General features: G+C 67.3%; 23 protein-coding genes, 1 tRNA gene and 1 pseudogene. 15 read left to right on the top strand and 10 right to left on the bottom strand.

Translation table 11 applies throughout. The features are described 5' to 3' along the window. Positions 1 to 4 precede the first annotated feature (4 nt). From WG901_RS17220 to WG901_RS17205, 4 genes are all read left to right on the top strand, one after another. Positions 5 to 334 (top strand): LapA family protein, encoded by a 330-nt coding sequence (locus WG901_RS17220; protein WP_339588320.1) that lies wholly within the window; start codon positions 5 to 7, stop codon positions 332 to 334. 1 nt (position 335) lies between these two features. Next, positions 336 to 1013 carry an orotidine-5'-phosphate decarboxylase gene (gene pyrF / locus WG901_RS17215; protein ID WP_339588319.1) on the top strand — a complete coding sequence of 226 codons (678 nt, stop codon included), beginning with the start codon at positions 336 to 338 and terminating at the stop codon, positions 1011 to 1013. 113 nt (positions 1014 to 1126) lie between these two features. Then, positions 1127 to 1888 (top strand): SIMPL domain-containing protein, encoded by a 762-nt coding sequence (locus tag WG901_RS17210; RefSeq protein ID WP_339588318.1) that lies wholly within the window; start codon positions 1127 to 1129, stop codon positions 1886 to 1888. Between the two features lie 65 nt (positions 1889 to 1953). Then, complete coding sequence (locus tag WG901_RS17205; protein WP_339588317.1) at positions 1954 to 2595, top strand: phosphoribosylanthranilate isomerase; 642 nt, start codon at positions 1954 to 1956, stop codon at positions 2593 to 2595. Positions 2596 to 2720: 125 nt separating this feature from the next. Here WG901_RS17205 and WG901_RS17200 read toward each other — a convergent pair whose 3' ends face one another. Then, positions 2721 to 3296, bottom strand: coding sequence for an outer membrane protein (locus tag WG901_RS17200; RefSeq protein WP_339588316.1), 576 nt, complete (start codon positions 3294 to 3296; stop codon positions 2721 to 2723). 253 nt (positions 3297 to 3549) lie between these two features. Between WG901_RS17200 and trpB the strand changes: the two genes are divergently transcribed. The 3 genes from trpB (at position 3550) to WG901_RS17185 (ending at position 7277) form a co-directional block, all read left to right on the top strand. Next, on the top strand, positions 3550 to 4794 hold the full coding sequence (trpB, locus tag WG901_RS17195; RefSeq protein ID WP_339588315.1) for a tryptophan synthase subunit beta: 1245 nt from the start codon (positions 3550 to 3552) through the stop codon (positions 4792 to 4794). A 235-nt stretch (positions 4795 to 5029) separates the two neighbouring features. Continuing rightward, positions 5030 to 5824, top strand: coding sequence for a tryptophan synthase subunit alpha (gene trpA, locus WG901_RS17190; RefSeq protein WP_339588314.1), 795 nt, complete (start codon positions 5030 to 5032; stop codon positions 5822 to 5824). Between the two features lie 148 nt (positions 5825 to 5972). Continuing rightward, entirely contained in the window at positions 5973 to 7277 is a 1305-nt protein-coding gene (locus WG901_RS17185) for a bifunctional folylpolyglutamate synthase/dihydrofolate synthase (RefSeq protein WP_339588313.1), read from the top strand. Here WG901_RS17185 and WG901_RS17180 read toward each other — a convergent pair. Together WG901_RS17180 and WG901_RS17175 are read right to left on the bottom strand one after the other, a co-directional pair. After that, a complete protein-coding gene (locus WG901_RS17180) occupies positions 7255 to 8580 on the bottom strand; it encodes an AmpG family muropeptide MFS transporter (protein WP_339588312.1) in 1326 nt (441 codons plus the stop codon). The two genes, WG901_RS17185 and WG901_RS17180, sit on opposite strands and share 23 nt — an antisense overlap. Positions 8581 to 8657: 77 nt before the next feature. Then, positions 8658 to 9581 (bottom strand): cupin-like domain-containing protein, encoded by a 924-nt coding sequence (locus WG901_RS17175; protein WP_339588311.1) that lies wholly within the window; start codon positions 9579 to 9581, stop codon positions 8658 to 8660. Positions 9582 to 9699: 118 nt separating this feature from the next. On the opposite strand from WG901_RS17175, the pseudogene WG901_RS17170 reads away from it, so the two are divergent. Next, positions 9700 to 10464 (top strand): annotated as a pseudogene (locus WG901_RS17170) (pseudouridine synthase); the annotation flags it as partial. A 329-nt stretch (positions 10465 to 10793) separates the two neighbouring features. Next, positions 10794 to 11348, top strand: coding sequence for a 16S rRNA (guanine(966)-N(2))-methyltransferase RsmD (rsmD, locus tag WG901_RS17165; protein ID WP_339588309.1), 555 nt, complete (start codon positions 10794 to 10796; stop codon positions 11346 to 11348). Here the strand turns inward: rsmD and WG901_RS17160 are convergent. Further along, the gene (locus WG901_RS17160; protein WP_339588308.1) at positions 11314 to 12588 is read right to left on the bottom strand and encodes an MFS transporter; all 1275 of its coding nucleotides are present in this window, start codon (positions 12586 to 12588) and stop codon (positions 11314 to 11316) included. The genes rsmD and WG901_RS17160 overlap by 35 nt on opposite strands. Positions 12589 to 12691: 103 nt before the next feature. After that, complete coding sequence (locus WG901_RS17155; RefSeq protein ID WP_339588307.1) at positions 12692 to 13363, bottom strand: hypothetical protein; 672 nt, start codon at positions 13361 to 13363, stop codon at positions 12692 to 12694. A 113-nt stretch (positions 13364 to 13476) separates the two neighbouring features. On the opposite strand from WG901_RS17155, the gene WG901_RS17150 reads away from it, so the two are divergent. Continuing rightward, positions 13477 to 15786 (top strand): ATP-dependent helicase, encoded by a 2310-nt coding sequence (locus WG901_RS17150; RefSeq protein WP_417603412.1) that lies wholly within the window; start codon positions 13477 to 13479, stop codon positions 15784 to 15786. 1 nt (position 15787) lies between these two features. Here WG901_RS17150 and WG901_RS17145 read toward each other — a convergent pair whose 3' ends face one another. The 3 genes from WG901_RS17145 to WG901_RS17135 all read right to left on the bottom strand — a co-directional run bounded on the left by WG901_RS17145 (position 15788) and on the right by WG901_RS17135 (position 19124). Then, positions 15788 to 16639: an MlaA family lipoprotein gene (locus WG901_RS17145; RefSeq protein ID WP_339588306.1), complete on the bottom strand. Its 852-nt coding sequence runs from the start codon at positions 16637 to 16639 to the stop codon at positions 15788 to 15790. A 211-nt stretch (positions 16640 to 16850) separates the two neighbouring features. Next, positions 16851 to 18347 carry a DEAD/DEAH box helicase gene (locus tag WG901_RS17140; RefSeq protein ID WP_339588305.1) on the bottom strand — a complete coding sequence of 499 codons (1497 nt, stop codon included), beginning with the start codon at positions 18345 to 18347 and terminating at the stop codon, positions 16851 to 16853. A gap of 177 nt (positions 18348 to 18524) precedes the next feature. After that, positions 18525 to 19124, bottom strand: coding sequence for a hypothetical protein (locus WG901_RS17135; RefSeq protein ID WP_339588304.1), 600 nt, complete (start codon positions 19122 to 19124; stop codon positions 18525 to 18527). A gap of 161 nt (positions 19125 to 19285) precedes the next feature. On the opposite strand from WG901_RS17135, the gene WG901_RS17130 reads away from it, so the two are divergent. Continuing rightward, a complete protein-coding gene (locus WG901_RS17130; RefSeq protein ID WP_339588303.1) occupies positions 19286 to 20731 on the top strand; it encodes an FAD-binding oxidoreductase in 1446 nt (481 codons plus the stop codon). Between the two features lie 39 nt (positions 20732 to 20770). Then, on the top strand, positions 20771 to 21562 hold the full coding sequence (locus tag WG901_RS17125; RefSeq protein ID WP_339588302.1) for a SapC family protein: 792 nt from the start codon (positions 20771 to 20773) through the stop codon (positions 21560 to 21562). Between the two features lie 285 nt (positions 21563 to 21847). Here the strand turns inward: WG901_RS17125 and WG901_RS17120 are convergent, their stop codons facing one another. After that, complete coding sequence (locus WG901_RS17120) at positions 21848 to 22801, bottom strand: N-formylglutamate amidohydrolase (protein WP_339588301.1); 954 nt, start codon at positions 22799 to 22801, stop codon at positions 21848 to 21850. A gap of 141 nt (positions 22802 to 22942) precedes the next feature. Here WG901_RS17120 and cpdR point away from each other — a divergent pair, with 141 nt between their 5' ends. Continuing rightward, a complete protein-coding gene (gene cpdR / locus WG901_RS17115) occupies positions 22943 to 23317 on the top strand; it encodes a cell cycle two-component system response regulator CpdR (RefSeq protein WP_339588434.1) in 375 nt (124 codons plus the stop codon). Between the two features lie 118 nt (positions 23318 to 23435). Next, positions 23436 to 23510 (top strand) — tRNA-Val (locus WG901_RS17110). 47 nt (positions 23511 to 23557) lie between these two features. Here WG901_RS17110 and WG901_RS17105 read toward each other — a convergent pair. Next, positions 23558 to 24319 (bottom strand): crotonase/enoyl-CoA hydratase family protein, encoded by a 762-nt coding sequence (locus tag WG901_RS17105; protein ID WP_339588300.1) that lies wholly within the window; start codon positions 24317 to 24319, stop codon positions 23558 to 23560. A 158-nt stretch (positions 24320 to 24477) separates the two neighbouring features. Between WG901_RS17105 and WG901_RS17100 the strand changes: the two genes are divergently transcribed. Then, positions 24478 to 25695: an NADP-dependent isocitrate dehydrogenase gene (locus WG901_RS17100; protein WP_339588433.1), complete on the top strand. Its 1218-nt coding sequence runs from the start codon at positions 24478 to 24480 to the stop codon at positions 25693 to 25695. Positions 25696 to 25805 lie beyond the last annotated feature (110 nt).

Raw genomic sequence — 25805 nt, 5'->3', positions numbered from 1 at the left:
GGACGTGCAGCTTATCCGCACGCTGATCTGGATCGTCGCCACCGTGGTCCTCGTCGCCTTCATCGCGATGAATTGGGAGCGCGCGCCGGTGAACATCTGGCCGCTCGCCAGCGGCTACGTGTATTTCCAGTGGCCGGTCGGCGTGATCGCGCTGGTCTTCTTCGTGCTCGGCGCCCTGCCGATGTGGCTCTACCACCGCGCCGGCAAGTGGCGCTGGCAGCGCCGCGTCGCCGCGCTCGAAAATTCGGTGCGCGCCACGACCATCCAGCCGCCAGTCGCCACCTCCACCCAGCTTGATGCCGCCCAGCAACCGACGGAAGAACCCACCACCTGACATGTCACGCAATCCCATCTATCTTGCCCTCGACCTGCCCCGCCTCGATGCCGCCGAAGCGCTCGCGCGCAAGGTCGCGGGTCACATCGGCGGGCTGAAGCTCGGCCTCGAATTCTTCTGCGCCCACGGCCACCACGGTGTGCACGAGATCGCCAAGCTGGGCCTGCCGATCTTCCTCGATCTCAAGCTGCACGACATTCCCAACACCGTCGCCGGCGCCATGCAGGCGATCCACGTGCTCGAACCGGCGATCGTCACGGTCCACGCCTCGGGCGGGCGCGCGATGATGGAAGACGCCAAGGCTGCCGCGGGTGAACATTGCAAGGTCGTCGCCGTGACCATGCTCACCAGCCTCGACGAGAACGACCTCGCGCGCACCGGCGTTGCGGGCTCCGCGCACGACCAGGTCCTGCGCCTGGCCGACCTTGCCCATTCGGCGGGGCTCGACGGCATCGTCTGCTCGGGCCAGGAGGTCGCCGCGGTGCACAAGCAGTGGAAGGACGGCTATTTCGTCGTCCCCGGCCTGCGCCCGGCAAATGGCAAGCTCGGCGACCAGAAGCGTGCGGTGACCCCGCGCGAGGCGCGCGACGGCGGCGCATCGGTGCTCGTCATCGGCCGTCCGATCACGCGCGCCGAAGATCCGCTCGCCGCCGCGCGCGCGATCGAGGAAACACTCTGAACGCCTCCGTTCATCTTACCGTCAACTAAACTGAACAATATCCATCTTGTGATTCTGCCGCGCAACCGGACCGACCGTGGTTCGTTGCGCGTCCCACACGAAGGAGATTGTCGATGAAGCGTTTTGCCCTCCCTGCTCTTGCCGGCCTGGCCCTGGCGACGGCGGTGTCCGCGCCGGCCCTCGCGCAGCAGGCCGTGAGCCCGGTTCCGGTTCTGCCACAGGGTTCCACGCTGCTGACCGTGAGCGCCGAGGGCAAGGTCGAGCGCGAACCCGATCTCGCGTTGTTCCAGGCCGGCGTGACCACTCAGGGCAAGACCGCGGGCGAGGCGCTGTCGACCAATTCGGCCGCGATGAACCGCGTGATCGCTTCGCTCAAGCGCGCCGGCATCGCCGATCGCGACATCCAGACCAGCAACCTGTCGATCAACCCGGTCTATGCCGAACCGCGCCGCCTGCCCGACGGCTCGATCGAGAACCGCACGCCCGAGATCGTCGGCTATCAGGTCAGCAACAGCGTCTCGGTCCGCCAGCGCAAGCTCGGCGACTACGGCAAGGTGATCGACACGCTGGTCTCGGCCGGCGCCAACCAGGTCAGCGGGCCCAGCTTCATGCTCGACAAGCCCGAACCCGCGCTCGACGAAGCGCGGACCGAAGCGGTGAAAACCGCACGCGCGCGCGCCGAACTCTATGCCCGCGCTTCCGGCCTCAAGGTCGTGCGCCTGGTCTCGATCAGCGAGAGCGGCGGCTATTCCCCACCCTCGCCGGTGATGTACCGGATGGATTCGGTGCGCGCCCAGGCCGCGCCGGCGCCGATCGCCGCCGGCGAAGTCGCGCTCAACGTCAACGTCACGGTCCAGTTCGAACTCGCGCCCTGATCGCGGCCCCTGTTTTCTCCAGCGCGGCTGTGCCAAAGGCCGGCCGTTGCTGGAGAAAGCCCCCCGTGTCGCGCACTGCCACCAAGATCTGCGGCCTGACCACGCCCGACATGCTCGAGGCGGCGATCCAGGCGCGCGCCGACCATGTCGGCTTCAACTTCTTCCCACCCTCGCCGCGCTATCTCGCGCCACGTGACGCCGCCGCTCTGGCCGAACGCGCCGAAGCGCGGATTTCACGTGTTGGGCTTTTCGTCGATGCCGACGACGCGGCGATCACCGAGGCGGTCGCGGCCGGCCGGCTCGATGCGATCCAACTCCACGGCCAGGAGACGCCCGAACGCGCCGCGCAGGTTCGCGCGCGCTTCGGCGTGCCGGTTTGGAAGGTGATCTCGGTAGCCAGCGCCGCCGACGTCGCGCGCGCCGATGCCTATGCGACGGCCGCCGACCTGATCCTGTTCGACGCCAAGACCCCCAAGGGCACCTTGCCCGGCGGCATGGGCCTGGCTTTCGACTGGACCCTCGTGGCGAACTGGAAAGGCCCGCTCGCCTGGGGCCTCGCCGGCGGGCTCAATCCGACCAACGTCGCCGAAGCGGTCGCGCGTACGGGCGCGCCACTGGTCGACACCGCCTCGGGCGTCGAAAGCGCACCGGGAGTCAAGGACGCGGATCTGATCGCGGCCTTCTGCCGCGCGGCGCGGACGGTCTGACCGCAAGAAAAGCGGGTCTCACACAAAGGCACAAAGCCACAAAGAAGGCCGAAACTTCGGACCAACGAGAAAGGGCGGCCCGTTGCCGGACCGCCCCCTTCCTCGATCGCCTCGGTGGCTTTCGATCAGAAGCCTACGACGAGGCCGACGGTCGCCTGGTTGTTGGCGAGGCCGGTGTTGACCGGATCGACGTCCTTGTCGCGGTAGTAGTTGGTGTGGTTGTACTCGACGCGCACCGCGGTGTTGCCCGCGACGTTCGCTTCGAGGCCGGCGCCCAGGCGCAGGCCGTCACGCGAGCTCTTGAACTCGGTGGCGAGGCCGTCGTTGAACTTCAGGCTGCCACGCTGGTAGCCGACGCGGCCGTAAAGCGCAGCGCCTTCGCTCAGACGGTAGCCGAGGCGGGCCGAGGCGCCATAGGCGTTGCGCGCCTTGATGCTCGAGGTGGCGTCTTCGACCTTGGCCGACGACAGGTCGAAGTTGGCTTCGACGCCGGCGAAAGCCTTTTCGCCCAGCGGGATGTTGTAGCCCGCGAAGACGGTGCCGCCGATGCCGTTGAAGCCGAGGCCTTCGGCATCCTGCGTGCCGCTCACGTTGTCGTGCGTCACACCGACGCCGACATAGGGACCAGGTTCAGCCGCCGCGAAAGCGGGCGATGCTGCAACCGCACCAGCGGCGGCGAGCGAGAGAAGAACCTTGCGCATAATCAACTCCTTAGATCATTCGGTCCCGCACCGCGGGATCATTCATCCCCGTGTCAGGGGAGGCCCGCTAGCTAGGGATCGCAACCTGTCACCGCAATGAACTCCGCATTCATAAGTGTCACAGAAACGTAGTTATGTGACAGTTCTGCAACATAATCTTATGAACTTCGGTTATGATATTTCGCGGACCTCCTGGCGCCGAAATGCCCGAAAGGCTGGACTTCCGCGCCCCCGTCTGCCAACGCGCGGCATCATGAACGCCCCTTCCTCCCCCGCGAATTCGCTAAGAAATCAACCTGACGAGAGTGGTCACTTCGGCCCGTTCGGCGGGCGTTACGTCGCCGAGACGCTGATGCCGCTGATCCTCGACCTCGAACGCGAATATACCGCGGCGAAGAAGGACCCGGCGTTCCGCGCCGAGTTCGACGATCTGCTCGAACATTTCGTCGGCCGCCCGAGCCCGCTCTACTACGCGCCGCGCATCACCGAGCATTACCGAGGCAAGGCGCCCGCCGGTAAGGGCCCGAAGATCTACTTCAAGCGCGAGGAGCTCAACCACACCGGCGCGCACAAGATCAACAACTGCGTCGGCCAGATCCTGCTGGCCATGCGCATGGGCAAGACGCGGATCATCGCCGAGACCGGCGCGGGCCAGCACGGCGTCGCCACGGCCACGGTCGCCGCGCGCTTCGGCCTGCCCTGTACGATCTTCATGGGCGCCAAGGACGTCGAGCGGCAGAAGCCCAACGTCTTCCGCATGAAGCTGCTCGGGGCCGAGGTCCAGCCGGTGACCTCGGGGGCCGAAACGCTCAAGGACGCGATGAACGAGGCGCTGCGCGACTGGGTCGCCAACGTGCACGACACCTTCTACATCATCGGCACGGCCGCCGGCCCGCACCCCTATCCCGAGCTCGTGCGCGACTTCCAGTCGGTCATCGGCACCGAGACGCGCGCGCAGATGCTCAAGGCCGAAGGCCGCCTGCCCGACATGCTGGTGGCCGCGGTCGGCGGCGGATCGAACGCGATCGGCCTGTTCCACCCGTTCCTCGACGATGCCGACGTCGCCATGGTCGGCATCGAGGCGGCGGGCCACGGCATTGAGAGCGGCCAGCACGCGGCCAGCCTCAAGGGCGGCAAGCCCGGCATCCTCCACGGCAACAAGACCTACCTGCTGCAGGACGAGGACGGCCAGATCACCGAGGCGCACTCGATCTCGGCGGGCCTCGACTATCCGGGCATCGGCCCCGAGCACTCGTGGCTGCACGAGAGCGGCCGCGTCGAGTACGTGCCGATCACCGACAAGCAGGCGCTCGAAGCGTTCCAGCTCTGCTGCGAACTCGAAGGCATCATCCCCGCGCTCGAAAGCTCGCACGCGCTCGCCGCGCTGCCCGAACTGACCGCGCGGCTGGACGAGGACAAGCTGCTCGTGGTCAACGTCTCCGGGCGTGGCGACAAGGACATCTTTACCGTCGCCGAGGCGCTGGGGGTCGAGCTTTGAAGCGAGAGCGGTGGATCGCCGCAACTGCATCCGCAGTTAGCGCCGCTGCCGCGTTTGGCATTTTTCGAATCGCCACCGACATCACATCCATAGCCGATATGCCCGGCAAGTTTTCCTTCGCTAACTGCGAAGATTGCGGACCTGATCCTATACGCCAGGTCATCGGGCTTTTTGGCATCGGCTTTCTGGTGTGCTCGATTTTCTTTTTAATTAAACTTATCAAGAAGTAGGCTCAATGACCTCTCGCCTCTCCGCCGCATTCGCCAAGGGCCGCCCGGCCCTCGTCACGTTCGTCACCGCCGGTGACCCGACGCCCGATGCCACGGCCTCGATCCTCGACGCGCTCGTCGAGGGCGGCGCCGACGTGATCGAGCTGGGCATGCCCTTCACCGATCCGATGGCCGACGGCGCCGCGATCCAGCGCGCCAACCTGCGCTCCTTCGCCGCGGGCACCAAGACCGCCGACATCCTGGCCATCGCCACTGCGTTCCGCGCAAGGCATCCCGAAGTGCCGCTGGTGCTGATGGGCTATGCCAACCCGATGACGATCCGCGGCGCCGACTGGTTCGCCGCCGAGGCCGTCAAGGCCGGGGTCGACGGCGTGATCTGCGTCGACATCCCGCCCGAGGAAGACCGCGAGCTCGGCCCGGCGCTGCGCGCCGCCGGCATCTCGCCGATCCGCCTCGCCACGCCGACCACCGATGCCGCGCGACTGCCCGCCGTGCTCGATGGCTCGTCGGGTTTCCTCTACTACGTCTCGGTCGCGGGCATCACCGGCCAGCAGCAGGCCGCGCTCGGCTCGATCGAGGAGGCCGTGCGCCGGCTCAAGGCCGCCACCGACCTGCCCGTCGCGGTGGGCTTCGGCGTGCGCACGCCCGAACAGGCCGCCGCGATCGCCAAAGTGGCCGACGGCGTGGTCGTGGGTTCGGCGCTGGTCGAGCTGGTCGGCGAGCACGGCGCGAACGCCCCCGGCCCGGTACGCGACGCGACGCGTGCACTGGCCGAGGCGGTTCACGGGGCGCGCTCTTGATCCAGGTCCTCCCCCTCTGGGGGAGGTGGCAGCCCGCAGGGCTGACAGAGAGGGTGCGGTCGCCCGCGTATCTCTCGTATGGCCTCGCCCCCTCCACCACCCGCTGCGCGGGCGGTCCCCCTCCCCCAGCGGGGAAGGATCTTCGCGCGTGAAAGACTTCGCCATCTCCGACGATCCCGCGGTCCAGGCGCAGCTCGACCGGCTCGGCGCGCTGACCCTGCCGCAGGGGCGTTTCGGGCTCGAGACGATCCGCGCGATCCTCACGCGGCTCGGCGATCCGCAGACGCGGCTACCGCCGACCTTCCACGTCGCCGGAACCAACGGCAAGGGTTCGACCTGCGCCTATCTGCGCGCGATGCTCGAGGCCGAAGGCCTGACCGTCCATGCCGCGACCAAGCCGCACCTCGTGCGCTACAACGAGCGCATCCGCCTGGCCGGTGCCCTGATCTCCGACCACGAACTCGCGGCGCGGCTGAAACAGGTGCTCGACGCGAGCGAAGACCTCTCCCCCAGCTTCTTCGAAGTCACCGCCGCCGCCACCTTCCTCGCTTTCGCCGAGCACCCGGCCGATGCCTGCGTGATCGAGGTCGGCCTCGGCGGCCGGTTCGATGCGACCAACGTGCTCGAACGCCCGGCCGCCTGCGGGATCGCCACCTTGGGGATCGACCACGAAGCTTTCCTGCTGCGCCCCGAGGCGGGGGTGCCACAGGAGCCGCTCAGTCGCATCGCTTTCGAGAAGGCCAGCATCGCCCGCCCCGGTTCGCCACTGGTGACCCAGGCCTATGCGCCCGAGGTGACCAAGGCCGTGCTCGACGTGGCGATGCAGGCCGGCGCGCGCACCGCCTTGCGCGATCTCGACTGGTCCGCCGCTGTCGGCGAGACGATCGCCTATCGCGACGCGCGCGGCGAACTCTCTCTGCCCCTGCCCGCGCTCGCAGGCAGGCACCAGGCCGACAACGTCGCGCTCGCCGTGGCCATGCTGCGACATCAGCAGGTGGTGACGGTCTCGCCCGAAGCCATGGCACGCGGCATCCGCACGGCGCGCTGGCCGGCGCGGCTGCAACGGCTCGGCGACGGTCCGCTGACCGCGCTGGCGCCGGGGCGCCAAGTCTGGCTAGACGGCGGGCACAACGTCGACGCGGGCCTCGCCATCGCCCGTCATTTCGCTGGCCAGCCGCTCCACCTCGTCACCGGCATGCTGACGACCAAGGATCCCTCGGCGATCGTCTCGCCGCTGGCCGATCAGTTGCTTTCGATCTCGGCGGTCCCCGCGCCCGGCCACGATGCCCATGCGCCTGCGGACTTCGCGCCGTTCACGGCCTTGCCCGTGGGCAGCTTCGCCGACGTCTCCGCGGCGCTGGCAGCGCTGCCGCCCGAGGGCGACGTGCTCATCGCCGGTTCGCTCTACCTCGCCGGCGAGGTGCTGCGGCTCAATCGCCAGATTCCGGACTGACCTCTCCTGCCGTTCCCATGGCCGCGTCGACGAGGCCGGTCCGCGCCATCCACCAGAACAGCACGATGCCCGGCAGCGCCAGCACGGTGGTGAGCAGGTAGAAGTTCACGTAGCCCATGCCCTCGATCAGCCCGCCCGCGGTGGTGCCGGTCAGGAACCGTCCGACCACGCTCGCGCCGGCCGAGATCAGCGCATATTGCGCGGCGGTGAAGCGCAGGTCGCAGAGCGCCGAGAAATAGGCGACGACGACGACGCCGCCATAGCCCGAGGCGGTGTTCTCGAAGCCGATCGCCAGGGCCATGCCGAGGTTCGAATGGCCGGCGGCGGCGAGCGCGGCGAAGCTGAGGTTGGAGACCGCCATCAGCACCAGCGCTACGAGCACCGAGCGCTTGAGACCGAGCTTGGCATAGGCGACGCCGCCGATGAACACGCCGATCAGATAGGCCCAGAAGCCGACGCCGACGTCCCACAGCGCGATCTCGTCATTCGAGAAGCCGAGGTCGTCGAACAGCAGGCGGAAGGTCAGGTTGGCGAGGGTATCGCCGATCTTGTGGACGAGCACGAACAGCAGCACGAGCAGCGCGCCGTTGCGCTGGAAGAATTCGACGAAAGGCCCGACGATCGCCGCCCAGACCTCGGCCACGCCCTTGCGCGCAGTCGGCTCGCGGTGGCGTTCGGGCTCGCCCATCAGCAGCGCGGTCAGCATCGCCGGGATCGCCAGCGCGGCGCAGGCGATATAGGCCGAGGCCCAGCCCGCGCGGGCCGCGACGACCAGCGCCAGGGCGCCAGCGCCGGCCGAGCCGATCCGCCAACCATATTGCGACATGCCCGAGCCCGTGCCGAGCTGGTAGGGCTTGAGCGTCTCGATCCGGTAGGCGTCGATGACGATGTCGAAGGTCGCGCCGGCGGCGCCGAGCAGGACGGCAGCAAGGACGGTCGCGCCGAGATCGGCCGCCGGATCGATCAGCGCAAGGTTGATCACCGCCGCGATCACCAGCAGGCCGCAGACCAGCATCCACGAGACGCGCTGCCCCAGCCGGCCGATCAGCGGCAGATGCACGCCGTCGATCACCCAGGCCCAGAACACCTTGAGGTTGTAGACCAGGAAGGCCAGCGTGAAGGCCGTGACGGTCTTCTTGTCGATCCCGTCCTGCGCCAGTCGCGTCGTCAGCGTCGCGCCGAGCATGGCGAAGGGAAAGCCCGAGGAAATGCCGAGGAAGAACGCGGCGAGCGATTCCTTCTCGAAATAGGGCTGGATCGCCCCCCAGAGCGAACGCCGCTCTTCGGTCGTGGTCGATTGCATGCGCCCTCCTCCGCTCGACGCCAAGGGTTAGCGCGATTCGCGGCCAAGGCTAGGGGCCGGCGCAGACTCGTACACAGCTAGTTGCCCGGAAAGTTCTCGTGCCCGACGTTCGGCCAGAGGAAGTTCGTATAGGTCAGCATCGTCGAGAAGCTCTGCGAGCGGACCTGGTGCCACCAGCCGATCGGAACGAACAGCAGGTCGCCGGGAACGAGCACCAGCTCGTAGCGCAGGATGTCGCGCGCCAGCGGATATTGCGCGAGCCAGTACGGATCGGTGACGTCGTGGACGTCGCTGAACACGTGGTTGCGATGCGCGAGCCGGCGGGTCTGCGAGGGCGGGATCAGCACGATGTGCTTGCTGCCCGTGACCTGGGCGAGGAGGTTGTTGGTCAGATCGAAATGCAAGGGCGTGAACGTGCCCGCCCCGCCGATCCACATCATGCCGTGGTCGCGCGTCAAATACTGTTCGAGGAAGCCGAGGTCGGCCTCCAGCGGGGAGAGCGCCGCGACATTGGCGTCGCTGTTGTAAGCGGTGATATAGGCGTCGTTGCCGCCGTTCTGCGCAAGTTCGATGAATTCGCTGAACGGCCCGGTGCGCTTGTGGCGATCCTTGGCGGTCTCGAAATCGTCCGACACCTCGCGCCCGCCCTGATATTCGACGAGCGTGTCGCCGAGAGTCTCGGCCAGATAGTCGGGGGTCCACTTCTCCAGCGCGGGCCAGCCTGCCATCGCACCCTTGATCAGCACCGGGCGGCTCGGCGCATAGAAGTTGTCGAGGAAATGCTGGCTGCCGAGGTTCTGTGCGGTCAGCAGGGTTGCGGCATGTGGCGACAGGCTGCGCTGGCGCTCCATCACGTCGAGCAGCCACTCGCGCCGCTGCAGCGCCAGGCTGTCGACCGGGGCGGCCGCGGGCGCCGGCGCAGGTTGGGCAGCCGGTTGCGCCGTGACGGTGAAGGTCTGGGTCGACGCCGAAGAGGCCATGGAACTGTCGAAATCGTTCATGCCGCGCTCCATATCGCGCGATTGCGACATAGGCGAGGTGTGACGGCACCGAAACGCACGCATTGGCCAGGTCGATTGTGATTTTGACGCGCTGCCCCCCGGCAGCTAAGCCGCGCCGATGTCCCCCACTCCCACGCCGCCGGAAAGCGCCGGCGCCCGAACCGGCGAACGCATCGCCAAATTGCTCGCCCGCGCCGGCATCGCCAGCCGCCGCGAGGTCGAGCGGATGATCGCCGACGGGCGCGTGAAGATCGGCGAAGACCTGATCACCACCGCCAATACGGTCCTGCCCAACCTCAAGGGCGTCACGGTCGACGGCAAGCCGGTGAAGGCGGCCGAACCCGCGCGGCTGTTCGTGTTCCACAAGCCCTCGGGGCTTATCACCGCCGAGCGCGATCCCGCCGGCCGACCGACGATCTATACGGCTTTGCGCAATGCCCTGCCCGAGAACGCGCCGCGGCTCATGCCGGTCGGCCGGCTCGACTTCAACACCGAAGGCCTGCTGCTGCTGACCAACGACGGCGAGCTCAAGCGCGCGATGGAGCTTCCCGCAACAGGCGTTCCGCGCACCTACCGCGCGCGCACCTTCGGGCCGATCACCCAGGTCCAGCTCGAGGAGCTGATCGAAGGCATCGAGATCGACGGCGTGCGCTACGGCAAGATCGACGCCAACATGGAGCGCAGCACGGGCCGCAACCAGTGGATCGAACTGACCCTGACCGAAGGCAAGAACCGCGAAGTGCGCCGCGTCCTCGAGCATTTCGGGCTCGAAGTCAGCCGCCTGCTGCGCACCTCCTATGGACCGTTCGAACTGCTCGACCTGCCGCGCGGCGCGGTGGTGGAGATCCGCCAGGTCGACGTCGAGCGTTTCCGCAAGTCGCTGGGCACGCCGGCGGCGGCGAGCATGGCGCCGCTGACCGCGCAGGACTATGCGCGGGCGCGGGTGCACAAGACGGCGCCGCACAGTGCTCCGCCCGCCCGCCCGGCACGCGAACCCGAGCGGCGATCCTCGGCTCCGCCCGCGCCCAAGGCCGCGAAGAAGCCGCTGGCGCGCAAGCCCGATCCCGAGAAGCTGGGTCTGGAAACCTCGCGCCCACGCGGACCGGGTGGTCGGTCGGGTCGCCAGGGTCTTGGCAGGTCCGGTCCGGGCAGCGGCCCAGGCAGCGCGGCTCCGCGTCGCGATGGTCCCCGCAAACCGGGAGGTCCGCGGAAATGAGGATCGTCGCCGGCCAGTGGCGCGGCCGCAAGCTCGTGGCGCCGCAGGGAGACACGACGCGCCCCACCGCCGATCGCACGCGCGAGACGCTGTTCTCTATGCTGGTGAGCCGGCTCGGCTCGTTCGAGGATCTCGCCGTCGCCGATCTCTTTGCGGGGTCGGGCGCGCTGGGGCTCGAGGCGCTGTCGCGCGGAGCGGCCAGTGCCGTGTTCGTCGAGCAGGATGCTGCCGCCATCCGCGCGCTGCGCCAGAACATCGCCGCATTCCAGGCACAGTCGCTATGCGACGTGCGCGCGACCTCGGTGCTGGCCTTGGGGCCGGCGAAAGCGCCGCTCGACCTGATCCTGCTCGATCCGCCCTACAACACCGGCGCGGGTGCGGTCGCGCTCGAGAAGCTGATGCGGCTCGGCTGGATCGGCGAGGCGACCTGGATCAGCCTCGAGACCGCGCACGACGAAGAACCGAAGGTGCGCTCGCTCGAAGCTGTTGCCGATCGCAAGGTCGGCAAGGCGCGGCTCACGCTGCTGCGGGCCAAACCTTCGCAAGGCTGACGCCGAGCAGGGTCACCAGTCCCGCGACCGAGAGCAGCAGACCGGCCTGGGCTCCGAGCCCCTCGACCGCGAGCATCTGCGCCAGCACCGGCGTCACCGCGCCGCCGATGATGCCGCCGCCGTTGAACGCCACCGATATGCCACTGTAGCGCACGGGCACGGGGAACAATGTCGGCAGCCAGGCGCCGAGCGGTCCGTAGACGTATCCCATCACCAGCAGCGCCGCGGCGAGCGTGAGGAATACGAGCCAGAGCGAGCCGGCGTTGAGGCCGGGACCGAAGACGAGGCCGAGCACCACGGTCGCGATCGCCCCGATCAGCAGCGCCTGTCGCGGCGAGGCGCGGTCGGCATGGATCGCTGCGAGGACGATGCCGATCGCCAGGAAAAAGTTCGCCGCGAGCTGCACCGCCAGAAAGGTCTCGCGACTGTAGCCGAGCGTGGAGGTGCCCTGGGCCAGGGCATAGGCCGTGGCGAGATAGAAGATCGCGAAGCAGGCGATCACCCCGGCGCTGCCCGCGACGACCGCGCCGAGATGATGCGACAGCAAGCGCGCCAGCGGCACGGCCGGCGGCGCTTCGCGTGCGGTGGCCTCGCGGAACGCGCGCGTCTCGCCGATCCGCAGGCGAATCCACAAGCCGAGGCCCACGAGCACCGCGCTCGCCAGGAAGGGCACGCGCCAGCCCCATTCCTGGAAATCCTGTTCGGACAAGCCGAGCCCCAGCAGCAGGAACAGACCATTGGCCGCGAGGAATCCCACGGGCGCACCGAGTTGCGGCGCCGAACCGAAGCGCGCTTCCCAGCCCTTGGGCGCGTTCTCGACCGCGAGCAGTGCCGCCCCGCCCCATTCGCCGCCGAGCCCGAAGCCCTGGCCGAAGCGCAGCACGCAGAGCAGCGCCGGCGCAATCCAGCCGGCCATGGCGTAAGTGGGCAGGAACGCGATCAGGAGGGTCGAAGCGCCCATCAGCATCAGCGAGGCGACCAGGGTCGACTTGCGGCCGATGCGGTCGCCGAAATGGCCGAAGGCAACGGCGCCGACGGGCCGCGCGATGAAGGCGATGCCGAAACTCATCAGCGCGAACAGCGTCTGCGCGGCGACGGATTCGGCCGGAAAGAACAGCGGACCGAACACCAGCGCCGCCGCAGTCGCGTAGATGTAGAAATCGTAGAACTCGACCGCCGTGCCCACGAGCGCGGCGGCGAGGATGCGGCGGTTGGCCCGAAGGGGATGTTGCGGTTGCATGGCGCGCACCGCTCACCGCTCGTCCTGCCCCCGTCAAGCGAAAAGGCGTCAAACAAAAAGGGCGCCGGAGACCGGCGCCCTTCCTGATCGGGCTAGATCGGTATCAGACGCCGCCGCGGTTGCGGCAGCTATCCTGCACACTCTTGGTGCATACCGGATAGTCCTTGTTCTGGGCATCGGCCGGCGGTGCGGTCAGCGCGCCCTTGTAAGGACCGGCCTGATAGCTCGGGTCGGCGGGCAGCGACGGCGCGACCGAAGAGTTAGCGGTCGCCGGATCCGGCGAAGGATCGGCCGCCTGGGTCGAGCCCGTGGGGTTGGCCTGGACCTGTGCCGGTGCCGAAGCCGGATCGTCGGTTGCAGGCGGCGCGGCCGCCGCCTCCGGGCTCGGCATGGTCGAAGCCGACGGCGGCGCGGCCGAAGCCGAGGGCGGCGTCGCCCCGGCGAGCTGCTGCTCGATCGACACCCAGGCCTGCGCGCGACTGGCAGGCGGCATGTCATAGACCTGCTTGCGCTGCGCGTCGGTCAGCGCGAACCAGCCCGTCTGCTGGCTCGGCGACAGGCTCCAGAAATAGGCCTGATATTCGGCAGGCCACTTGTCATAGGACGCCTTCTTGTCAGCCGGCCAGGTCGCATAGGCCGCCTTCTGCTGCGAGGTCGCGGCTCCGGCAGCAGCGGGTGCCGCCGCGGGCGTGTCGGTCGAAGCCTGGGCGGAAACCATCGTGGCACCGCCGGCAAGAGCGAGCGCAGCGGCGCTCGCAAGGAACAGATTACGCATGTCACTCTCCATTGAAGTTCGGTTGCTCGGAAAACCCGCGTTCCGAACGATGGTTCCGTTTGCCGGGTGCAGCGCCCTTGCGCCGCGCGCCTCTGTTCCCTAGCTGTTCACACGTGTCAGACCTCGTCCCCTCCTCGCTCTCCGCCGCTCCGGAAAATCCAGAAGATCCCTTGCTTTGCGGGCTGAATCCACCGCAGCGCGAGGCCGTTCTGACCACCGAAGGACCGGTGCTGATGCTGGCTGGCGCAGGCACGGGCAAGACCGCGGCGCTTACCGCAAGGCTTGCACATCTCGTCCGATCGCGCCTCGCCTGGCCCTCGGAAATCCTCTGCGTCACCTTCACCAACAAGGCCGCACGCGAGATGCGCGAGCGCGTGGGGCACCTGATCGGGCCCGCGGTCGAGGGCATGCCCTGGCTCGGCACCTTCCACTCGATCGCCGCGCGCATGCTGCGCAAACATGCCGAACTGCTCGGACTGCAGTCGAACTACACGATCATCGATACCGACGACCAGCTACGACTGCTCAAGCAGTTGATCCAGGCCAACGACCTCGACGAGAAGCGCTGGCCCGCGCGCCAGCTCGCCGGGCTTATCGACCGCTGGAAGAACCGCGGGATCAATCCCGATCAGCTCGATGCCGTCGAGAACGAGGCCTATGCCAATGGCCGCGGCCAACAGTTCTACAAGCTCTACCAGGAGCGGCTGAAGGCGCTCAACGCCTGCGACTTCGGCGACCTGCTGCTACACATGGTCAACATTCTGCGCGATCATCGCGACGTGCTCGAACAGTACCAGCAGCGCTTCAAATACGTGATGGTCGACGAGTATCAGGACACCAACCAGGTCCAGTACCTGTGGCTGCGACTGATCGCCCAGGTCCGCCGCAACATCTGCGTGGTGGGTGACGACGACCAGTCGATCTATTCGTGGCGCGGCGCAGAAGTCGCCAACATCCTACGGTTCGAAAAGGATTTTCCGGGATCCAAGGTGATCCGCCTCGAACAGAACTACCGCTCGACGCCCGACATCCTTGCCGCGGCCTCAGGACTGATCTGCGCCAACAGCGAGCGGCTCGGCAAGACGCTGTGGACCGAACAGGACGGCGGCGACCGCGTGCGCGTGATCGGGGTCTGGGACGGCCCCGAGGAAGCGCGCCGCATCGGCGAGGAGATCGAGCGGCTCGAACGCGAAGGCGCCCCGCTCGATCGGATCGCGATCCTCGTGCGCGCACAGTTCCAGACGCGCGAACTCGAAGACCGCTTCATAACGATCGGCCTCAACTACAAGATCATAGGCGGTTTTCGTTTCTACGAACGCGCCGAAATCCGCGACGCCATGGCCTATCTGCGCGTGATCGCCCAGCCTTCGGACGATCTCGCTTTCGAGCGGATCTACAACACGCCGAAGCGCGGCCTCGGTGACAAGACGCTCGAGAAACTGCACCGGCATGCGCGTGCGCGCGGCGTGCCGCTGGCGCTCGCCGCAATCGAGATCGCCGACACCGACGAATTGCCCGCGCGCGCGCGCAACACCCTGCTCTCGCTGATGCGCGACTTCGCGCGCTGGCGCGATCTGGCCAAGAGCCTGAGCCCGGCCGAACTCGCGCGCACCCTGCTCGACGAATCGGGCTATACCGCCGCGCTCCAGGCCGAGAAGACCGCCGAAGCCTCGGGCCGGCTCGAGAACCTGGCCGAACTCGCGCGGGCGATGGAGGAATACGAGACGCTCGGCGATTTCCTCGAACACGTCAGCCTGGTCATGGACAACGACGCGGCCGACGATGTCGAGAAGGTCACGATCATGACGATCCACGCCGCCAAGGGCCTCGAATTCGACAACGTGTTCCTGCCCGGCTGGGAGGAAGGCGTGTTCCCCTCGCAGCGCGCGATGGACGAAGGCGGACTCGCCAGCCTCGAGGAGGAGCGCCGGCTCGCCTATGTCGCGATCACCCGCGCGCGGCGCCGCTGCACGATTCTTCACGCCGCCAACCGCCGCATCTATGGCCAGTGGACCAGCTCGATCCCCTCGCGCTTCATCGCCGAGCTGCCCGAGGCGCATGTCGAGCAGGAAACGACCCTGACCGGTGGCGCCTCGCTCTGGCGCGCGCAATGGTCCGAGCATTCCGACCCCTTCGCCGACGTCGCCCGCGCCCAGCCCTCGCGCACGGTCACGCGCGGCCCCGGCTGGCAACGCGCCGCGGCGCAGATGTACGATCCCACGCCCAAGCGCCTCGCCGAACCTTCGCGCAGCGCCGCGAGCTTCGCGGCCAAGCCGCGCGGCGATGTCGGCATTGGCGTGCGCGTGTTCCACGACAAGTTCGGCTACGGCACGGTCGCGGCGCAGGAGGGCAACAAGCTCGAGATCGATTTCGAGACGGGTGGCCGCAAGCGCGTGATCGACAGCTTCGTCAAGCTGGCCTGAGCTAGTCCCTGCCCTTGCCCGGGCGTGAGGGCAGGCCTTGCTCGACGGACTCGCCGCGCTTCGGGCAGATCGCAGCAATCTCCGACTTGCGCTGACGCAGATAGAGCTCGCGTGTATCGGTGTAGGGATCGGCCGACTCGGCGCGCACCTGCTTGAGCTGGCCATCGATGTCGATGCGGTCGTTGAGCGAATCGATCACATTCGCCGGTATCGCGTAATAGGGCCGATCGAGCGGCTTGCCGACGACGGCGGGCAACGCCGCGCGATCGAGGCCCACGCCGATCAGGTCACGCAGGGTCGTCGGCCCGACCAGCGGCAGGAAGAAATAGGGGCCCGGCCCGATGCCATAGCAGGCAAAGGTGTTGGCAAAGCCGTTGGGCGTATAGGGCAGGTTGAACGGCTTGCGCTTGGCCACGTCGATCAGGCCGGCGACGCCCGCGGTCGAATTGATCGCGAAGCGCCCGACCGATTTCACCGCCCGCCCCGGCTTGAGCTGGAGCAGGTAGTTGAAGGCGATCACCGGCTCTTCGAGATTGCGCAGGAAATTGCGCAGCCCCAGCCGCAGCGGCTTGGGCATACCCGTCTTGTAGCCCAGCGAGATCGGCCCGACCACGGCCTCGTCGACCGCCTGGATCGCCTCGTAGGACTTGGCGTTGATCCGTTCGAGCGGATCGCCGGGCGCTTCCTCGCGTGCGGTGACGACGATGTCGTCGCCGGTCACGCCGGGCGCATCGGGCTGGATCGTGGGCGGCGGGCTGACGGTTGCAGATTCGGCGGCCGGCGGCGCGACGACCGGCGGATCCGCGGTCGGCTCCGCGGCGGCCAGTGCGAGGGCAAGGAGCGTTACGCTCACGCGGCAGGCCTGGAGCGGCCGCGGATCAGGTCAGGAAATAGAGGCAAACGATGGAACCACCCGAACGACGACGAAAAAATTCGCCGCCGGCATCGAAATGCAGGCGGCGCGCGAGCCCCGCTGCGTTCCATAGGGAATATGACAAAGCAGTCCAAGCCCCGTCAGACGGGCGACACGGAAAGCCCGGCGCAAAATGCGCCGAGCGATCGTTTCAGAGCGCGGAAACGCCGAGGAAGCCAGGAATCGGGCCGTTCCACTCGCCCGGAGGGCTCGGCGGCTCGGACCGGTCGCGCGAGGGACGCTCGTTGCGTTCGTTCCGTTCGGGACGTTCGTTCCGCTCGGGACGTTCGCTCCGCTCGGGACGTTCGCTCCGCTCGGGACGTTCGCTACGCTCGGGACGCGCCGCGCGCTCGGGGCGCCGCTCATCACGGCGGCCCTCGCCGCGATCGCTACGCTCCTGGCGCGGTTGCTCTTCGTCGCGCCGGCGCCGCGCGGGCGCCTCAGCCTTGGCCTCGACCGCATCGGCCTTGCCGCGACGCGGAGCCCGTGCCGGGCGCTCTTCCTGGCGCGTTTCCTTGCGATCGTCGGCCTGGCCCTCGATCGTGAACAGCGGGATCTCGCCGCCGGTCAGCTTCTCGACATTGCCGATCGCCTCGGCGTCTTCGGGCGAGACGAAAGTGAAGGCCCGGCCCGACGCCCCCGCGCGGCCGGTGCGGCCGATGCGGTGGACGTAGTCGTCCGGATGCCAGGGCGTGTCGAAGTTGAAGACGTGACTCACGCCCTTCACGTCGAGACCGCGCGCAGCGACGTCCGAAGCGACGAGAATGTTGATCGTGCCGGCCTTGAACCGGTCGAGCTCGGCGATGCGCGACGACTGGTCCATGTCGCCATGGATCTCGCCGGCGGAGAAGCCGTGCTGCTTGAGGCTCTTGGCGAGCTCGCGCACCGTGGTCTTGCGGTTGGCGAAGATGATCGCGGTGTTGACGTTGTCGGTGCGGAGCAGGTGGCGCAGCACTTCGCGCTTCTGCTTGGTCGCCACCTTGACCTTGTGCTGCGCGATGTTGGTGTTGTTGCTCGCCGGCCGCGCGACCTCGATATACTTCGGGTTCGTCAGGAACTTGTCGGCCAGCTTCTTGATCGGCGGCGGCATCGTCGCCGAGAAGAGCAGGGTCTGACGGTTCGCCGGCAGCTTGGTGCAGATGTTCTCGATGTCGGGGATGAAGCCCATGTCGAGCATGCGGTCCGCCTCGTCGATGACGAGCAGGTCGCAGCCGGTGAGCAGGATCTTGCCGCGTTCGAACAGGTCCATCAGGCGGCCCGGCGTGGCGATCAGCACGTCGACGCCTTCGTTGAGCGCCTTGACCTGATCGCCCATCTGCACGCCACCGATCAGCAGCGCCATCTTGAGATCGTGGTTCTTGCCGTACTTCTCGAAGTTCTCGGCGACCTGCGCGGCGAGTTCGCGCGTCGGTTCGAGGATCAGCGAGCGCGGCATCATCGCGCGGCGGCGGCCATGCGCGAGGATGTCGATCATCGGCAGCACGAAGCTGGCGGTCTTGCCCGTACCCGTCTGGGCGATGCCGATGATGTCCTTCATCATCAGCACGGGCGGGATGGCCTGTGCCTGGATCGCCGTCGGGGTATCGTAACCGGCCGAGAGGACCGATTGCAGCAATTCGTCTGACAGGCCGAGATCGGCGAATTTCATAGGCTTGGCTGATGTCCGGAAAAAGCACTGGTCCGGCAATGCGATGCCAGCCCCGCCCCGCCCGGTTGCCCGAAGCGGAAACTCGCGCGGCCTATGCGCAATCGCCTCGCAAAGTCAAGGAAATCGCGCGCGAAGCGCATTCCAATTTATCGAAACAGCGCCGCGTGAAAGTCTCGCTCAATCGTCCGACTGCACGAGTTGGCGAATGCGGGTGAGCTTGCAATTGGCGCCGCTGCGCGAAAGCAGCGTATCGCGATCGGCGCAGATCTGGCCGTCGGTCGTGCGCTGGAGATAGAAGCCCGAATAGAAATCGCGCGCGCGGCAGGCCCGGTCGAGCGTGGCGCTGATCATCCGTCGATCGCGCAGATAGAGAATCAGCCGGCTACCCGAATCCGCTTGCACGCCCGAGATCGAGGCGACGGGCAGGCAGCGCCCGATATTGCGCTCGACCATGCGCGGCGCCAACTCGCGGCGCGGGAAATCGAGCATGAGCTGCGGCGGCGGCTGGGTCATTGGTCGCGAGAGCGGCGCGATGCGGACCGACATGTTCTGTTCGATGCGCACCTGGTTCTGCGAATCCACGCGAAAACTCTCGGTGAACTCGCGGAAGACCCAGTCGCGCGCCTCGTCACCGGGGCGCCGCGGGGGCTCCGGCCATCCGGGCGGGTTCTCGCCGAGCGCGACGGACGGCACCTCGTGCCACTCGGACACCACGATCGTGCCCGCGGCCGGGAACAGCAGCACGAAGGGAGTGAGCAGAACGGTGGCGAAGCTCATCGGTCAAAGTTCATTCGAGTGACGCAAGGGCGCGGATTTCCTATGCCCCCCATACGGCGCTTATTTGAACCATCGCTTAACTGCGATGGCCGGACAAGCGTCGCCATGACGTCACGGCAAGAAGGATGCAAGCGTCGAGGCTCTATGCCATAGCCCCTGAAATGAGCACGTCCGACACGTTTTTCGCCGAGGTCGCCACTCTTCTGGGACCACGCGGCTTCACGCGCGACGCCGATCTCATGGCCCCCTGGCTGACCGATTGGCGCGGGCGCTTCACCGGACAGGCGCTGGGCCTGGCCTCGCCCGCGGACACGGCCGAGGTCTCGGCACTGGTCCGCCTCTGCGCCGCCCACGGCGTGCCGATCGTCCCGCAGGGTGGCAACAGCGGCATGTCGGGTGGCGCCACCCCCGACGAGAGCGGCGACTCGCTGCTGCTGTCGCTGCGGCGCATGAACGCGATCCACGCGATCGATGTCGAAGGCCGCAAGGCCACCTGCGGCGGCGGGGTCGTGCTCCAGACCCTGCACGAGGCCACCGAGGCGCAAGGCCTGCGCTTCCCGCTCACGCTCGGCGGCAAGGGCTCGGCCACGGTCGGCGGACTGATCTCGACCAATGCCGGCGGCAGCCAGGTCCTGCGCCACGGCTCGATGCGCGCGCTGGTACTCGGGCTCGAGGCCGTGCTCGCCGACGGCTCGGTGTTCTCGCAGCTCACCCCGCTCAAGAAGGACAACCGCGGCTTCGACCTCAAGCAGCTGCTGATCGGTTCGGAGGGCACGCTTGGAATCGTAACCGGCGCAACCTTGCGACTGGTGCCGGCGATCGCCGATCGCATCGTGATATGGGCCGGCCTCGCCTCGCTCCAGGCCGCGCGCGCGCTCCTGCTCCATTGCGAGGACGGCGCGGGCGAAGCGATCGAAGGCTTCGAGGTCCTGCCGCAGGGCTGCCTCGAGGCCGTGCTCGCCTACCTGCCCGATTCGCGCGCGCCGCTGGGCCAGGCCCACGCCTGGCACGCGCTGATCGAAGTCGTCGCCGATCGCGCCGCGGCGGAGGGCCTGCGCGAGCGCTGCGAGGCCATGATGGCAGGCGCCTTCGAGCGCGGACTGATCGAGGACGCCGCGCTGTCCGCCAGCGAAGCCCAGGCCGAGGCGTTCTGGCTGCTGCGCGAATCGGTCGCGCCAGCCGAACGCGCCAAGGGTTCCGCCGTGCAGCACGACATTTCCGTGCCGGTCGAACGCATGCCCGATTTCGTCGATGCGGTCGTCCCGACGATCGAGGCCGCCTGGCCCGGCACCGAGGCGATCGCCTTCGGCCATCTCGGCGACGGCAACGTGCACTTCCACGTGATCGCGCCTGCGGGCTCCGACGCGGGTTGGTCCGCTGCGGACGGCAAACGGATCAGCCGCGAAGTCCACGATCTCGTCACGCGCTGGGGCGGTTCGATCTCGGCCGAGCACGGGATCGGCCAGCTCAAGCGCGACGAACTCGCGCGGCTCGGCGATCCCGTCGCGCTCGACATGATGCGCCGGGTGAAGGCGGCGCTCGATCCCGCGGGCCTGCTCAATCCGGGCAAACTGGTCACGCTTGCACCGCCAGCGGCCACGGCTTAAAGCGACCGCTTTCTCAGCCCCAGTTCCGGGAGACCTTGGATGGCCAGCGCGCCGCAGAATTCGACTTTGCCCCTGTTCTATAACGACCTGGCTCCACTCAACCGCCAGGATCACGCTGGATGGCAGAGCCGCGGCACCGATCGTGCGCCCTGGCTGGTCGGCCAGCACGCGATCCCGCTGACCGTCGAGGAATTCCCGATGGCGCAGCGCCATTTCCCGATCATCTTCTCGGGCGGTGACGATCCCGTGCCGCTGGCGCTGCTCGGCATGAACGAAGGCGTGAACGTCTTCGTCGACGACGAAGGCGTGATGACCGACCCGGTCTACCTGCCCGCCTACGCGCGCCGCTATCCGTTCATGCTGGCCAAGCTGCGTCCGGATTCGGAAGAGCTCTCGCTGTGCTTCGATCCGACGAGCGGCCTCGTCGGCGAATTCGACGATGGCGCACCGCTGTTCGACGGTGAGGAAGCCTCCGAGACGACCAAGGGCATGCTGCAGTTTTGCGAGCAGTTCGAGATCGCCGGCCAGAAGACCGCGCAGTTCGTCGCCGAGCTGAAGAAGCACGACCTGCTGATGGACGGCGAACTTGCGCTACAGATCGATGGCCAGGAACAGCCCTTCACCTATCGCGGCTTCCGCATGGTGGACGAAGCCAAGCTGCGCGAAGTGCGTGGCGACGTGCTGCGCGGCTGGAACCAGAGCGGCCTGCTGCCGCTCGTCTATGCGCACCTGTTCTCGCTCGATCTCGTGCGCGAGATCTTCGGTCGCCAGGTCCAGATGGGCAAGGGTCCGATCGAGGCGCCTCAGGCCGGCGCGCCGCTGCCCGCCTGAGCGCGCAGCGCCGTATGACTATTGAAAGGGCGCGGCCGGCATCGGTCACGCCCTTTTTCGTATCCGGATTCGACCAATGGCTATGGGTCGGCGCGTGTCAGGGCTTGCAACGCAACGCACCTGTGCCTATTTTGCAGTTGTTCCGGCAGCGCTACCCTCATGGCCTGTCGGGATTGGTGCACATCGTGCACCTCCTCCCTGAACCTTGGCCACCTCGTGCATTGCACGAGGTGGTTTTTTCTTGTCTGCGCCAGATTTCCGGGGGCCGGATCCCCCGCGGAGAGCTTACTCGGCGGCCTCGGCCCAGCCCGGCGGCTCTTGCAGCCGGCCCAACGCCGAAACCTCGCCGGCGAGTCGGCGCACCAGCCCGATCAGCAGATGCGTCATGGCCGCGAAGCCCTTGCCGGGCTCGGTCAGCCGCGAATCGAGATAGGAAGACCGGTCGATCTCGAGCTGCAGTGCGTGCAGTCCCTCGCCCGGCGCGGCATGGCGCTCGAGCACGTAACCCCCGGCATAGGGCCGGTTGTGCGCGGCGCCGCGCCGCATCTCGGCGAAATAGCTGAAGGCCGAGCCCACGAGCCCACCCTGGCAACTCGCGCCGAAGCGGTCGCCAAGCACGAATTCGGGAGGAGCCTGGTGGCCGCGCAGGGCCAGCGGCGGCATCGAATGCAAGTCGAGCAGCAGCGCCGCACCCCAACGGTCGCGCAGCGCCGCCAGCGCTTCCGCCAGACTCGAATGATAGGGTTGGTGGATCCCGGCGATTCGCGCCGACAGATCCTGCTCGTCGTGACGACGCTTCCACAGTTCGCCGATCCCCGGAAGACGCCGGGGAATCAGACCCAGGCCGCTGCGCGCGCGGCGTCCCGGGGTATAGGATCCGACGTCGGGCGGCGCGCTGCAGCCGAACATGTCCCAGTCGATGTCGTCGGCAGCGCGGTTGAGATCGAGCATCGCGCGCGGCGCATTGGCGATCAGCAAGGTCGCGCCCGTCGCCGCGGCGACGCTTTCGGCGAGCAGGTCGACATAGCGATCTTCGAGCCGCAGCGCCGCAAAGCCGGGATTGCGCATGCGCTCGAGCAACGATCCGGGATAGGCGCGGCCCGCGTGGGGGACCGCGATAAGCACCGGAATGGCAGACGGTTCAGGCCCCGACAGCGTGAACGCATGCACGCCGGCCGAACCCGGAATTTGCCCACCAGTCGACCAGTGCGAATCGCTCGCGCTCGATTCGTTGCCCATGGGCCGAAGCTGGACTGTCGTTGCTCTTGTGTCAAAGTCGGCCGGTCGCGAAAGCAGGCGAGAATTTTAACTCGAAGCGCTATATAGCCCTTCACCCCGCGGGCCGCCGTGCGCCCGCCCCAAGTGACGGACTTGAAGACCATGATTCGCATCCTGCTGGCCGAAGATGAGGAAGCCATGCGCGTATATCTCGCGCGAGCGCTGGAAAACGCAGGATACGAGGTCGTCGCCGTCGGCCGAGGTACCGAGGCCCTGCCATATCTGGAGCAGGAGCACTTCGATCTGCTGCTTTCGGACATCGTCATGCCCGAAATGGATGGGATCGAGCTGGCGCAGCGCTGCGCCGAGCTTTCGCCCGAGACCAAGGTGATGTTCATCACCGGCTTCGCCGCGGTGACGCTCAAGGCGAGCCGCGAGGCGCCGCAGGCCAAAGTCCTGTCGAAGCCGTTCCACCTGCGCGATCTCGTGCTCGAGGTGCAGCGCGTGTTCGGTCACTCGGCGCAAGCCAGCATCTGATCGAGAAGTTTTTCGCAGAGCCAAGAAACCGGCTTGCATCGATCAAAAGGCCTCGCTAGAGGCCTGCCCCTGCCCGGCGGTTCCGCCACCGGAACCTGGGCGGAAAACTGGATAGTGCGGGCGTATAGCTCAGTGGTAGAGCACTATGTTGACATCGTAGGGGTCGCAAGTTCAATCCTTGCTACGCCCACCACTGTCCAGGCTTGAAAAGGCGCCGCGTGAGCGGCGCCTTTTTCGTTTCTACTTGCCCTTCCATTCGGGCTTGCGCTTCTGCGCGAAAGCCGTGGCACCCTCGCGCGCGTCTTCGGACATGAAGACCGCGGCGATATAGGGTCCCTGCTTGGCGTTGAGTTCGGCAACGTCCCACAGCCAAGAATCGCGGATGATCGCCTTAGAGGCGGCGACCGCCAGCGGGCCGTTCTCGGCGATCGTGCGCGCCAGCGCGCGCGCGGCCTCGATCGCCGGGCCGTCGGTCACGCGGTTGACGAGGCCGAGCTCGTACGCGCGCTGGGCTGTGATCGGGTCGCCGGTCAGCGCCAGTTCCATCGCCAGTTGCCGCGGCAGCAGGCGCGGCAGATGGACGACCCCGCCGCCGCCCGCGACGAGGCCGCGCTTCGCTTCGGGAATGCCGAACTTGGCGTCGGTGTGGGCGACGATCATGTCGCAGGCGAGCGCCAGTTCCATGCCGCCTGCCAGCGCAAAGCCGTCGACCGCGGCGATGACGGGCTTCTTCGGCGTCCAGTCGGTCAGCCCGCCGAAGCCGCGACCGGGCACGATCGGCATCTCGCCGGCGAGAAAGCCCTTGAGGTCCATGCCCGAACAGAAGGTGCCACCGGCACCGGTCAGGATCGCGCAGCGCAGGTCGTTTTCGGCCTCGAGCCGATCCATCGCCGCGGAAATGCCTTCGGCCACGGCTTTCGACATGGCGTTGCGCGCCTCGGGACGGTTGATCGTGACTTCCAGGACGCCGTCAGCGACGCTGACCAGGACTTCCTCACTCATCTGCTGTTCCTCTCCGTTTTGCTGCTCCGGGAAGTGACTCGTGGCTGCCGCGCTGTCCAGCCTCCATTCGATCTGCGACTCGTTCGCGGCGGCCTTGCCAGCGGGTTTCGGACGTGCCAGAGGCTGCCCGTTTTCCATCCCCGGGAGTGATGAGCGATATGGCTAAGATCAAGGTGAAGAACCCCATCGTCGAAATGGACGGCGATGAGATGACGCGGATCATCTGGCAGTGGATCCGTGAACGCCTCATCCTCCCCTACCTCGATATCGATCTCAAGTATTACGACCTCTCGGTCGAGAAGCGTGACGAGACGAACGACCAGATCACTATCGATTCCGCCAATGCCACGAAGGAATTCGGCGTCGCGGTGAAGTGCGCGACGATCACGCCCGACGAGCAGCGCGTCGAGGAATTCAAGCTCAAGAAGATGTGGAAGTCGCCCAACGGCACGATCCGCAACATCCTGGGCGGCGTCGTGTTCCGCGAGCCTATCGTGATCTCGAACGTGCCCCGTCTGGTGCCCGGCTGGACCGATCCGATCGTGATCGGCCGTCACGCCTTCGGCGACCAGTATCGCGCGACCGATACCCTGATCCCCGGCCCCGGCAAGCTGCGCCTGGTGTTCGACGGCGCCGACGGCAAGTCGCTCGACCTCGACGTCTTCGACTTCCCCGGCTCGGGCGTCGCGATGGCGATGTACAACCTCGACGATTCGATCCGCGACTTCGCGCGCGCCTCGATGAACTACTCGCTCAACCTCGGCTGGCCGCTGTACCTGTCGACCAAGAACACGATCATGAAGGCCTATGACGGCCGCTTCAAGGATCTGTTCGAAGAGGTGTTCAACGCCGAGTTCAAGGCCAAGTTCGACGCCGCCGGCATCACCTACGAGCACCGCCTGATCGACGACATGGTCGCCTCGGCGCTCAAGTGGTCGGGCAAGTTCGTCTGGGCCTGCAAGAACTACGACGGCGACGTCCAGTCGGACACGGTTGCCCAGGGCTTCGGCTCGCTCGGCCTGATGACCTCGGTCCTGCTTTCGCCCGACGGCAAGACGGTCGAGGCGGAAGCCGCACATGGCACGGTCACGCGTCACTACCGCCAGCACCAGCAGGGCAAGTCGACCTCGACCAACCCGATCGCCTCGATCTTCGCCTGGACCCAGGGCCTGACCTACCGCGGCAAGTTCGACGACACTCCGGACGTGGTTAAGTTCGCCGAGACGCTCGAGCGCGTCTGCATCGAGACCGTCGAGAGCGGCAAGATGACCAAGGACCTCGCGCTGCTGATCGGTCCCGATCAGAACTGGCTGACCACCGAGGGCTTCTTCGAGGAAATCGTGAAGAACCTCGAAGCCGAGATGGCCAAGGGCTGAGGAAAACGCGCTGTTTCATCCTCCCCGGCACGGGGGGGGTGGCAGGCGCGAAGCGACTGACGGAGGGGGTTCTCGGCTGGCACGGCGCCGGATCGAGAGCCCCCTCCACC

This window comes from Novosphingobium anseongense, assembly GCF_037482895.1.
In the GTDB taxonomy this organism is placed as follows: domain Bacteria; phylum Pseudomonadota; class Alphaproteobacteria; order Sphingomonadales; family Sphingomonadaceae; genus Novosphingobium; species Novosphingobium anseongense.
Note: the sequence above shows the minus strand (reverse complement) of the source record. Positions and strands in the feature narration are given on the sequence as shown.